Source organism: Methanobrevibacter sp. DSM 116169, assembly GCF_046197865.1.
Taxonomy (GTDB): domain Archaea; phylum Methanobacteriota; class Methanobacteria; order Methanobacteriales; family Methanobacteriaceae; genus JAHKLT01.
On record NZ_CP166990.1, the window covers coordinates 813,805 to 827,762 of the forward strand.

A 13,958-nucleotide genomic window follows, 5' to 3' on the forward strand; every position below is an offset into this window, starting at 1 on the left:
GTAGTCAATTTTTTTATAATTTGATTTATGTTCGACTATATTTCACATAATTAATTGTAAAAGGAGGTGAAATTTGTTATGAAAAAATTAAACATGATAATATGTGTAATGTTATTATTATTTTCGATAAACCTAGTAGCAGCTGATAATTTCACTGATGTTAATTTAGATATTGTTAATCAATCAAATGATTTTGATAGTTTATATTTCAATGAAAATCAAGAAGATTTCAATGAATATTTGGATGATTTTAATATTTATGATTATTCAATTTGTTATGATCAATATATTCGTTCACCACAAGTTATTTTTATTACAGAAGATAATTATGAAAATTATTTTAATAAATACACTGGTGTAATTAATGATAATGCAGATATTATTGGTGGAGATATATTGAAAATTGGAAATTTCACAAATAAAGCATTTGTTATTGATCGTAAACTTACTATTACTTCAATATCTGATTATGATACAATAAATAATGGAGTTATTTATTTAGTTAGTGGTAGTGATGAATCTATTATTACTGGATTAAGAATCATTAATACTGATGTAACTATTTTAAATAATGGTGTTCAAGGACCTAGATTACATGGTATTTCTATTATGAATTCTAATAACAATGTTATTTCTTATAATTATATACGTATAGGAAAAGCTTTGGGAGTTTATGGAATGCCTATGGGATGGTCTAGTAATAATACGATTGTTTATAATGATATTAAAACAAGTTTTACTACTGTAATGCCTATGGGATTATGTCATAATAATAATATTTCTTATAATATTATGGAAACCTTAGATGTTAGAGAGGGAACTACTTCTAATGTTATATATTATAATCAATTTGGTCATGCTGATTATGGTGGACCCTCAACTTGTAATAATAATATTATTTCAAATAATTATTTAAAATGTGCTAGTACTAGTGAATGGTGTATTGTGTTAACAGTTGCAGGTAACTCTCAAAACACAACTATTATTAACAATACTGTTGTTTTAGGAGCAACAGGCATATCAGCTTATGGTGGCAATATAAAAATTGAAGGAAATACAATACTTGAAAGTGTGGTTAGTATAGGTTCATTTGGAGATAATATTCTTGTTTCAAATAATACTATTTTAGCTAATTATGCAATATCTGGAATAAATGTTAATAGTTTAGAAGGAAATTTTAATCATAATATATCCGTATGTAACAATAGTCTTTATTTTAATAATACTCATCAAGGCATTATTGTAAGTGGATATGGTGCTAATATTTTCAATAATAATCTTTACTTTAATAATGGTACTTATTATGGAATTTATGTAAATGGAAATTATTTAAATATTTATAATAATTCTATTAATATGGGATATTATGGTAAAGGAATTGGAATTAATGCTAATTCAGCAAAAATTTCTAATAATTATATTTATTCTGTTGTAGATGATGGAATTGAATTAATAGGTAGTTACAATGTAATTGAAAATAATTTTATTTATACTAAAGCAAGAGGTATTTCTATTAATTCTCCAAATAGTAAATGTTATGATAATATTATAGATAATAATGTTATTTTTAGCGATGGTTATGGAATTTTTATAAATGGTTTAGTATATCATACTGTTATTTCTAATAATATTATTGAAACTAATAGTAGTGAGGGAATTTATAAAAATATACCTGATGAAAATACTGATGATAATTCCGATAATAATATTAATGGAGTTATTCATGATGCATCTGCTTTAATTATTGATGATAATAATTTTTATTTGTATTTTAATAGCGAAGGTTATTTAAGTTATACTTTTAAAGAAGGAAAAGTACCTACAATATTTTTCACATTTTTAACAAATAAAAATATTTATTTTGATAATAAAGTCAATATTATGAGCAATAAAATGGGAAATCTTTTATTAAATGTTACAATTCATTTTATTGGGGATTCTAGTGGATCCATTGTTCAAGATTTTAAATTTTATAATAATGGAAAAACAGGCATTATTTTAGATAGTGTTGATGAAATTTTATTAAAAAATAATAATTTAACTATTTTATCTAATTCTAATCAATACATTGTTTATGGTATTTTGATTAAGGGAATTTGTGAAGATATAATTATTTCAAATAATAATATCTATATTAATTCAAAATCTAACAATGCGTATGGTATTAATATATTAGCAAATAATAATCAATTTGAATTTTCAAAGAATTTTATTATTTCAAATAATAATATTAATATTTTCGCTACAGGTTTAGCTGAAGGATTATATACAGATTCATTAGTAAATAGTAATATTTCAAATAATACAATTAATATTATATCTGATTCTTTTGCTTATGGTATAGCAACAGCTAATATAATTGGTAGGCAATATGGATTAAATATTACAGATAATATTATTATAATTCATTCAAAAAGTATGGTTTATTTAATTGAATTCCATATGAGTGATAATTGTAATATTAAGAATAACTATCTTTGGGGAGAAGGTAATGGTATTTATGGAATAAGTACTTATAAATCGAGCAATGTAACAATATCCAACAATGAAATTTTCGCTTTTGGGGGTGATTTGTTAAATATAGAAACCAATGATGATATTATGGGCAGTGGAAATGCTGCTATTATTATTTTGGGTTCCAGTAATAATATTGATGTATTTAATAATTTAATTTATACTAATGCCTCAAAGCAAATTATTGGCAGTGAATTAAATCCAACTGTTAATTTTTATTCTAATAGTCATATTATTGATAATTTTAATTATATGAATTATTTTAATAATGAAAATTATTTAAAAGAAGGTATACTTTCATCTGGTGATGTTATTTTATTTAATAACTTTACTAATGAAATTATTTTTATTATAGACATTTCTATTAATATTTTATCATATAAAAATAAAGATTTCAATGGTATTTTAAAATTAATAAGTGGATCTAATGGTTCTAATATTTCTAATCTAAACTTTAATGGTGGAATTTTATCATTATCAAATGTTAATAATGTATATACCTATAACAATTCGTTTATATCTTCAAATATAATTATTAATGATTGTTTAAATATAACATTATCTTTTAATAACTTCACTGCCTTTGATAAAGATAATATTTTTATTCATATTGTTGATTCAAGTAATACACAAATTTATGAAAATTATTTTGTAATAAATAATTGTTATTCTTTTAAAGCGATTTTAATGGACAATTCATTAGATAATAATATTTATAATAATGTTTTTGAAGGTATAGGAGAAAATATTATTTTTATAGAATCTAATAAGTCAAAATATAATAATATTTTTAGTAATATGATGACATTAGAAGGATATTCAATTTTTGCTTATTTTGGCTTTGATGCTCATTATGATTTAATTAAATATAATGATATTGTTTTAAATGGAACAAATACTATTACTAATCAATCAGGTATTTATTATTATGGTTCTTCTTCCAGTAATAAAATTTATGAAAATAATATTGTTTCATATTCTATAAATGGTGGAGATTATGCTATTTATTTAGTAGAAAAAGAAAATTTATTTAATCAAATCATTGGTAATTATTTGATTTGTGATAATGGTTTATTAAGGGCAGATTATGCAGTATTTGCTCATTTCGCTTTTATTGTTAATAATACTCCTTTTTATATTTATGTTTCTGAGAAAGGTAGTGATATAGAAGGTGATGGTAGTGAATTTAATCCATATAAGTCTATAAGTTTTGCTTTAAAAAATGCTTTAAATAAATGTGTCATAATTTTGCTTAAAGGTACATATAATGAGAATAGTTTAATGATTGATAAAAACATTACAATTACTGCTATTAATACTGAAGGTGATGTTTTCATTGATGTTGAAGGTAAACAATTATTTACAATATTATCTGGAGCTATTTTAACAGTTAATGCTTTAAAAATTTTCAATGCTCATTCTATAAGTGGCGGTTCTGTTTTCATGAATAATGGTACATTAATTATTAATAATTCTATATTTTATGACAATTCTGCTTTTTGTATAGACCATAGTCATGACTGTGGATATGGTGGTGTAATATTAAACTATGGGGATTTAATAATTAATAGTAGTAATTTTTATAAGAATCTAGCACATAAAGGTGGGGTCTTAGCTGATTTTGGAGAAACTATAATTGAAAATTCATTATTTTATGATAATTCTGCTACTAATGGTGGAGTTATATTTACTGATAGTGAAAATGAATTAATGATTATGAATTCGGTGTTTTATAATAATTCTGCACTTAAAACTTTAGATTTTTGTGTTTTGAATATTATAAAAGTCGGCAGTTCAGCACAACATGGAGATTACTATAATTATTTTACAGAATGTTGTAAATATGTTATGATTGGACTTGATGCGAGTGATAATGGAATTGGTAGAGGGGGAGCCATATTTAGTAATTCTCCAATCAGCATATACAATTCTTTATTCGAAGCTAATATGGCTAGTAATGGCGGAGCAATTGCTCAATATTGTAGTTTTGGAGAAAAATCTACTTTTGTCCCTACAGCTTCTTTGTTAATAGTTAATTCCACATTTAATTTTAATGAAGCACGAGATATTAATTATGGTAATTTGACATTAATTGAAAATATTAATCGACTTATGGTTATCCAAGCAGTTAATGGTGGAGCTATATATGGCACTTTAACCAATTGTACTATTTTGAATTCTGTATTTACTAATAATGGTGCTGATAAAGATGGGGGAGCATTATATATTCAATCTCCAAATGGTATTATTGATGATTCTACTTTTATGTTTAATTCTGCTAGTGGTTATGGTGGAGCTTTAAATTTATTTGGTAATTTTTTAGTTACAAATACAATCATAAGCAATAATTCTGCATATGATGGTGGTGGAATTTATTATGAGTCATATGATGAATATGGACATATGTTAAATAATTTAAATATATTTAATAGTACTATTTCAAATAATATTGGTTTAGTTAGTGGTGGAGCATTAGTTGTTAGCGGTGGAAATGTTTCTATTACTAATTCTAATATTGAAGGAAATTTAGCTCCTAAAAATCCTACTTTTGTCAATTCTCATGGGTATATATATGCAATTGGTAATTGGTGGGGTTCTTCTAAAGGACCAGATGATTCTGTCTGGAATAATGCTAATGAATTCAAATCATGGTTAAATGACCCTGTTAATTGGAAACCTATCACTATTCCTGATGATAATAATGGTTCTGGTAATGGAGGACCTAATAACCCTAATCCTATTCCTGTTCCTATTCCAAATTTTGGTACAGGTTCTAGTGTGGGGACTGGTTCTTCATTAGGTAGTTTGGGTAATAGTGCTGGTTCTCAGAATGGTAATGGCGGAAATACAAATTCTGGCAATGGCACAGGGAATAATGGTTTTGGTACTGGTCAAGGAATTCCTGGTTATAATGGTGGTAATCAAGGAGGTTCTAATAATCCTAATGGCGGTAATAATGGATCAAATATTGCACCTGGAGGATTACCTTCAAAAACTGATGGTTCTGGAGATATTATAGGAGATATTTATAGTTATAATAGTCTAAGTAATTCAAATAGTTCAAATATTCATTCTAATTTGATGAGTATTGGATTTATTCCTAATGCTGTTGATACTTCTAGTTCTAGTCAAGACACTGGTGCTGGTAGTAGTTCTAGTAGTTCAAGTATTGTACATGAAATTTCAGAAATTGAAAAAAATATTTTAAAGAATGAAAATTCAATGTATACCATTATTATTGTTTTAATAATGTTATTTATATTACTTATAATAGGATTTAAACACCAAAATAAGGAGTGAATTTAATCATTTAACAGTTACTTTTCTTAAAAAAAAAATTGTTATTTGGTAAGTAGATTGTTATAATTTTAATTAATTGTAACTAATCTATTTTTAAATTAAATTATTATTAAAATTTAGAGGTGATGTTTATTTATTATAAAAGTAAAGTTTTTCTTTTTGTAGTTTTATGTTTACTTTGTTTAAGTAATGTTAATGCTAATGAATCAATAGATGAATCATTTTCCAATGAAAATATTGATTATTTATTCGATGATACTATTGAAAATGAATTCATAATAATGAATAGTCAAAATTCTAATTTATATGTTGATGCTAATCATGGAAACGATAATAATAATGGAAGTGAATATTATCCGTTTGAAAGTTTAGAAAAAGCTATTTCAGTTGCAGAAAACGGATCTAATATATATTTATATGATGGAGTTTATTCGGGTTCAAAAAATTCTAATTTACCTATTTTTGATTCTTTAAAGATTGTTGGATTGTCAAACAATGTTATTTTAGATGGTGGTAATAATAATTATTTTTTTAAAATAGATAGCAATTGTGTTTTTGAATTAGATAATTTAATTTTCACGAATGGTTATTCTTCTTTATATTCTCAAGAATCTATTTTTTTAAATGAAGGTACTCTTATTATCAATAATTCAGTGTTTAATAATATGAATAGCTTTTTAAGTACTATTTTAAATAAAGGAGTATTAAAAATATATAATTCTAATTTTTCAAATTGTTTTAGCGATAATTATGGTAGTTTAGTTTCTAATGTTGGTGAATCTTATTTTTATAATTCTTTATTGCTTGGATCAATTTATAATTGTGGCAATATTTCTTTTTACAATTCTAAATTGAATTCTTTTGATTCAGATTATCAATTTAATAATGGTATTAAAAATGGTGATAATTATATCAAAGCTGATTATTTGGAAATAGAATATTTTAATGTTTATAATGTGGATAATATTGTTTTAAATAATTCTATTTTAAAAGCAGCTGCAGTTATTACTTATTCTAATATTTCAATATTTAATAGTAAATGTTCTTTAGATGTTTATGAATGTAATATTTCAGGCTATAATTCTTCATTTAATAATATTAAGGCACCTAATTCTTTTTTAAATATTTCTCATTCTATCATTTATTATTTTTATACTAATTTTTATTCGTATGGTAATATGAATTATAATTGGTGGGGTGATAATAAAGGACCCCAATTTAGTTTCCCTAATATTGATGCAAAATATTGGATTGTAATGGTTTTTAATTGTAATGAAAATCCTATTTATGTTGGAACAAATGCTGATTTTATTGTAAGCTTAGCAAAATACACTGATGGAAATAATCTTTTTGATTTAACTGATACTTCTTTTTTAAATTATTTAAAAGTATTTTTAGAAGCTGAAAGTGGTTATTTTTTAAATAATGGTGAATATTTAAATAATGGAATATTAATTTCAAATTTAATTGATAATACTGAAGAAATCATGGTTTATGCTACTGTAGATAATCAAAAACTACGTCTTGCTATTGGAAATGGTAGTTCTAATTATAATTGGTTTGTTTCAAATGATGGGCATAATGGTTTTGGGGACGGTAGTGAAGAAAACCCTTTTAAAACATTGGAATTTGCTTTATCTAAGTCTTTAACTGGTAATACTATCTATATTTTAAATGGAACTTATAAATATGAATGGAATGCAAATTTAATAATTAATAAAAATGTTACTTTTGTTGGTTTGGGAAATGTTACTTTAATCCGGCCTGATAACCTTAATTTCTTTATTGTTTATGAATGGGGTGTATTAAATTTATTTAATATAAATTTTACTGTTAATTCTAAATATTATATTAATCCTTTAATTGTTTTAAATGGAGGAATTGTTAATATTTATAATTCTAATTTTTATGATATAACTACATCAGGAACTATTAATAATTGGAATTATCATTATTCTATTATTCAATCAACTGCAGATAAAGAGTCTAATGGTATTCTTAATATTTTTAATACTAGTTTTATTAACATTGCAGGTTCAAGTATAAGAGGTTCTGCAGAAGTTAATATTTATGATTCATTGTTTAGTGAAAATTCTAGGTATTATGGAAATAATGAGGATAAATTTTATTGTATTAATTCAGAATCTAATATAACTATTGTAGGAACTGTATTTTATAAGAATGACATTGGTGGAATTTATTTCACTAGTTCTAATTCTAATGATGTTATTAAAATTATTAATTCTAGTTTTATTGAAAATTATTGGTATAGGAACATTAATGGTGTTACTAATGATGGTGTCAGTGGCCTGTCAGGAATTTCATCAAATCCTTATAGTATTATTGATGGATGTTATTTTTATGCTAATGAAGGTTCTAGTCCAAATGTAAAATTTGTATCAGCTAATGAAATTATTAATTCTATTTTTATTAATAATAATAAAGCTGTTTCTTATGCTGATTTTGTTTTTAATTCTACTTTTATAAACAATGATAATTTTATTTATTATAATGGTGCTTATGTAGGTAGTGGGATTTTATCAGCAGATACGATTTTAAATTCTTCTTTTATTAATAATCATGCTGCAATGGGTGGTGCTTTATTTAATGTAAAAAATGTTCATTATTCTGTTTTTATAGATAATTCAGCATATTATTGGGGAAATGATATTTATACTGTAGATTCATATGTGTTGAATTGTTCTAGTAATTGGTGGGGTTTTAATCAAAAACCTGATAATGATAGAATTTTTGTATTTGATGGAACATTAATTATTGATAATTGGATTATTATGACATTAGAATTAGGTGGCAATATGGTTATTGCATCTTTAAATAATCTTGTAGACAATGATTTAAATATTGTTCCTTTGAATTTTGTTATTCCTTCTAGAATAGCTAATTTTTCAACAGATTTTGGTGAATTATCACAAAATATTGTGAATTTATCCAATAATAAAGCAATAACATATATTATTTTTAATGAAACTTCAAATGATTTTAATATTTATGCTACAATTGATTATCAAACTTTGGACTTATCTATATTTAATAATAATACTCAAATTTTAATAGATAATATTAGTTTTTATGGGAATGATAATCAGTATAATATATCTTTAATTAACGTCAACGGTCATAGAATTTTTAATCAAACTTTACTTGTTAATATTTATAAAAATAACAATCTTTTTGAATCTTTTACATTATTAACAGATGAATATGGTAATACTAATTTCAAAATAGATTATCCTATTGGGGAATACACTATAAATGTATTTTATGGGGGAAATGGATATTTTAACTCATGTAATAATACATCTATTATATCTGTTTTAAGTTCTATTACTCACATGAATAGTATAAATTATACATTTTATGGAAAAAATAATAAGTTTTATGCTACATTAACTGATGTTACAGGTAAAAGATTAGTTAATCAAAGTATCACTTTTAAAATAACTGATTTTAAAGGTAAATCAAATAATGTTAACACTTTTACAAATTCTTATGGTCGTGCTGAAATACTTTTAGATTTAGATACTGGTGAATATACTATTGATTGTATATTTGATGGAGATAATTGGTATGGTTTTAGTAGTTCTAAATCTATAGTATTTGTTTTACCGGTCAATTCTACTATTTATGTTCCTAATGTAACATTATATGGTGTTGGGAATCTTTATAGTATTATTTTAAAAGATAGTCTTGGTAAAGTTATTGTTGGGGAAAATGTTAAAATTACTATTTCTCAGGGTAATGATTCTTCTATATTTGATGTTTTAACTGATAATGATGGAATTGCTAGTATTACAATTAATCTTTTGCCAGGAAAATATGATATTTCTGTATTATTTGTTGGGGATAATGTTTATGGTTCTGCAAGTGGCAAAGCAATATTAATTGTTGAAAAGGTTTTTACTATATTATCTTCCTATTTTTATACTATTATTCCTGTTGGGGGTTATTATTCTGTTGTTTTAACTGATATGCATGGTAGGAGAATTGCAGGTGAAAATATAAGTTTAAATATTTATAAAGGTCATTTAATAAAGTCATTATATGGTGTTACTGATGGTTTTGGGGAAGTTAATTTTAAAATTGATTTAACTGAGGGAAATTATTTTGTTATAATTGAATATAATGGAAATATATGGTATATTGAGTCTAGTGAGGCTGCAACTATTGTTGTTAGTAATGATATTGATTTAGTAGAAGTATCAATTAATGGTACTGATTTTGTTCAATGTTATGGTGAAAATAGATATTTTGTAATTTCTTTTGATGATCCTAATGCTTTTTCATTATATGGTAAAACTATTTTAGTTACTATTTCTTCATCAACATGGTCTCAAAGTTATGAAATTTTAACAGATGTTTATGGATTTGCAAGATTGCAAATTACATTGAATCCAGGAACTTATAATATTACTTATAGCTATAAAAATACCTTTTATAATTTATATGCAAGTGGTTTTAATTCTATTATTGTTTACAGAATGCCTGTAAGTATTTTAACATCAGATATGATTATCAACAAAGGTGAAGCAAGATATTATGATCTTAAACTTATTGATATTAATGGTAATCCAATAAAAAATATGATTATTAGTGTAAATATATCTGGGATTTTTTATAATATTACTACTAATGCTGATGGTTTGGCACGTTTGATGATTAGTTTGGATCCTGGTGAGTATGATGTTTCTTATTCTTTTAGTAATGTTAATTATTTATCTTCTAATGGTTCTTCTAAGATTTTGGTTGTGGATTCTGATAAGGCTAGTACAATTTTAACTGGTGAAGATGTTAGTGGTTTGGATGGTGAAACTTTGAATTTTACTGTTATTTTGTCTGGTTTGTTGGGTAATGGTATTAATGCTGCTACTGTTTATTTAGATATTACAACTACTGATGGTACTTTTATTAAAACTTTACATGCTATTACTAATTCTAATGGTGAAGTTGTTTTTAAATTAGACTTAGATTTTGGTTCTTATATTTTTAAGTCTTATTATAATGGTAATAATCAGCAGTTAGCAAGTTATGCTACTAATTATGTGATTGTTAATGTTTCAGCTAATCAGATTAAAACAATCATTAGAGGCCAAGACACTGTTTTGAATTATTCTGATTCTAATTCTAAGTTTTTTATTACTTTAACAGATGCTGAAGGTAATTTATTAATAAATAAAGAAATTACTTTTACTATAGGCAATAATAATTATAAGGTTTTAACTGATTCTAGTGGTAGGGCTTATTTGGATGTTTTATTGAATACTAGTATTTATAAGGTTTTTGTTAGTTTTGCTGGTGAGGGTAATTATACTAAAGCAACAGAAACTTATTTAGTATCAATTTCTAGTGGATTAATCATTATTAAAGGTGAAGATTTGACTTTGTATTATCGTAATGGTTCACAATACATTATACAGTTGACTGATAATGATGGTAATGCAATAGCTTTTAAAAATATAACATTTAATATTAATGGTAATAATTATACTAAGACTACTGATAAGGATGGTTTTGCTAGGATTACTATTAATTTAGATCCTAAAGTGTATGATATTTTAACTATTTTTGATGATGGTGAGTCTAATACATTTAAAAAATCAAAAATAACTGTTTTACCAACTTTAGATTCTGCTGATTTAACTAAATACTTTAGAAATGCTAGTCAGTTTGAAATTAAGCTTTTAGATAATAAAGGTAATATCATTAAAAATACTGATGTTACTATGAATATTAATGGTGTTATGTATACAAGAACAACTAATGATCAGGGTATAGCTACTTTGAGTATTAATTTGATTCCTGGTAAGTATGTTTTAACTGCTGAGGATCCTAATAATGGTTTAAAAGTAAGTTATACTATAAATGTATTATCTGTGATTGAAGCATACAATCTTGAAAAGTATCATAGGAATGATTCTCAATATCATGTTAAAATTTTAGATAGTAAAGGTAATCCAATAGCTAATACAGATGTCAAAATGAATATTAATGGTGTTATGTATATTCGTAAAACTAATGATGAGGGTATAGCTACTTTGAGTATTAATTTAGATCCTGGTAATTATGTTATAACTGTTTATCATCCTAATAATGATCAAACATATTCCAATACTATTAAAGTTTTACCAACTTTATTTGGTAATGATCTAACACTCAATAATAAGGATGGTTCTAGCTATGCAGTTAAATTAATTGATGGTATAGGTAAACCAATAGCAAATAAGAACATAACTTTCAATATTAATGGTGTTTTCTACAACAGACTAACAGATGTTAATGGAATAGCTAAATTAACTATAAACCTTGATCCTAACCATTACATTATTACATCAACTTACAATGGTTATTCCACATCCAATAGCATTGTTGTAAACAAACTTTAAAACACCACTTTTTTCTTTTTTTAATAAACATTACATATGATATCAATAATAAATTCTCCTAATAAAACCACAAAATATAAAATATTTAAAATAATAACAAAAATATAAGAAAATTTCCAATAATATTATAGTTTAATCATAGCTACTTTTCATTATTTACTAACAATAATTCATAACGATTCACCACTACTTTTATATACTATTTTAGATATATCATTTTTTTACATATATCAAATTTTTACATAAAATTAATGGAGTTTTTAAATGAAAATAGATGAATCATTTTGCAAAGAAAATGATTTTGAAGAATGTAATTTTAAAATGCTTATAAAAAATATTCCAAGTGGATTAATTAGAATGTTGATTTTGTGGATTATAAGTCAAGGTAAAATCCATGGATATAAAATAATGAAATATCTTGATGAATTTTTTACTGAATTTATAAAAAAAGACATTATTTCTAATTTTAATTCAAGTAAAATATATCCTATTTTACATGAAATGGAAAATGAAGAATTAATAATTGGCGATTGGGATATTCACAATAATAAGAAAGTTAAATATTATACTATTACTAAAAAAGGTGAAGATTTATTAAACCATATTAAATTTAAAAATAAAAAAATTATGAAAAATGATTTATGGGTTAAATTTTTAACTGAAATGGGATTTAGTAGATAAAATTAATTAAAGAGGTAAATTAATGAAATATATTATTGAAACAGAAGATTTAACCAAAAAATATGGTGATTTTACTGCTGTTAATTCATTAAATATGAAAATTCCAAGAAAATCAATTTTTGGAATGCTTGGACCAAATGGTGCAGGTAAAACAACCACTATAAAAATGCTTACATGTCTTGCTTATCCAACATCTGGAACAGCTAAAGTTTCAGGTTATGATATTAAGGATAATCCAAATGAAGTAAGAGATACATTAGGTATGGTTCCACAACATGTTAGTTTATATAAAGATTTAACAGTTATGGAAAATTCCCAATTATGTGCTGATTTTTATGGTGTTAATCCAGATGTTAAAGATGATAGGATAAATGATTTAATGGAACTTGTTGATATTAAATATGCAAAAGATAAAAGAGTAGGACAGTTATCTGGTGGTCAAAAACAAAAAGCATCACTTGTTGCTAGTTTAGTTCACAGACCAGATATTTTATTTTTAGATGAACCTACTATTGGTCTTGATCCTACTACAAAAAGAATTTTATGGGAATTAATTGAAGATTTAAATAATAGTGGTCATACTATAATCTTATGTTCACATGATATGCATGAAGTTGATATGTTGTGTGATTATGTTGGTATTATTAATACTGGAAATTTAGTTGCATATGATAGTCCAAGAGGATTAAAAGATATTCTACTTAGTGAAGAAAAAGAAAGTGCAAATCTTAAAAATTCATTATCTGATGTTCATAAAGAAGGAGATAGTTCATCTAATAATGGTTTTTATTATAAAAAACTTTCATTTTTATTAGATAATTCATCTGATGAGTTGATTTCAAAAATTAAAAACTTAGAATATGTTCATGATTTAGAAATATCAAAGCAAGGTAGAGTAGCTTTAGATATAAATAAATTTAATGAACTAGCTATTAATGAAATTATTAAAACAGTTATTGATAATGGAGGAATAATCTCTTCTATAGATTCTGAGGAACCATCACTTGAAGATGTTTTTATTAAAGTAACTTCAGAAGCAAATAAAGGAGATAGAGCTTAGGT

4 protein-coding genes are annotated in these 13,958 nt (G+C 24.3%); all 4 read left to right on the forward strand.

Translation table 11 applies throughout. The annotated features are described in order from the left end of the window. Positions 1–78 precede the first annotated feature (78 nt). The 4 genes from ACA134_RS04170 to ACA134_RS04185 all read left to right on the forward strand — a co-directional run bounded on the left by ACA134_RS04170 (position 79) and on the right by ACA134_RS04185 (position 13,956). The gene (locus tag ACA134_RS04170) at positions 79–5,814 is read left to right on the forward strand and encodes an adhesin (RefSeq protein ID WP_409200922.1); all 5,736 of its coding nucleotides are present in this window, start codon (positions 79–81) and stop codon (positions 5,812–5,814) included. Positions 5,815–5,939: 125 nt separating this feature from the next. Continuing rightward, positions 5,940–12,215, forward strand: coding sequence for an Ig-like domain repeat protein (locus ACA134_RS04175; protein ID WP_409200923.1), 6,276 nt, complete (start codon positions 5,940–5,942; stop codon positions 12,213–12,215). A 264-nt stretch (positions 12,216–12,479) separates the two neighbouring features. After that, positions 12,480–12,896, forward strand: a complete 417-nt coding sequence (locus ACA134_RS04180; protein WP_409200924.1) for a PadR family transcriptional regulator — start codon at positions 12,480–12,482, stop codon at positions 12,894–12,896. Positions 12,897–12,918: 22 nt separating this feature from the next. Beyond that, entirely contained in the window at positions 12,919–13,956 is a 1,038-nt protein-coding gene (locus ACA134_RS04185; RefSeq protein ID WP_409200925.1) for an ATP-binding cassette domain-containing protein, read from the forward strand. The last annotated feature ends 2 nt before the right edge of the window (positions 13,957–13,958 follow it).

Bases quoted from the DNA above. Each gene is read 5' to 3' on its own strand.
- ACA134_RS04170 (WP_409200922.1), top strand. From the start codon at position 79: ATGAAAAAATTAAACATGATAATATGTGTAATGTTATTATTATTTTCG.
- ACA134_RS04175 (WP_409200923.1), top strand. From the start codon at position 5,940: ATGTTTATTTATTATAAAAGTAAAGTTTTTCTTTTTGTAGTTTTATGT.
- ACA134_RS04180 (WP_409200924.1), top strand. From the start codon at position 12,480: ATGAAAATAGATGAATCATTTTGCAAAGAAAATGATTTTGAAGAATGT.
- ACA134_RS04185 (WP_409200925.1), top strand. From the start codon at position 12,919: ATGAAATATATTATTGAAACAGAAGATTTAACCAAAAAATATGGTGAT.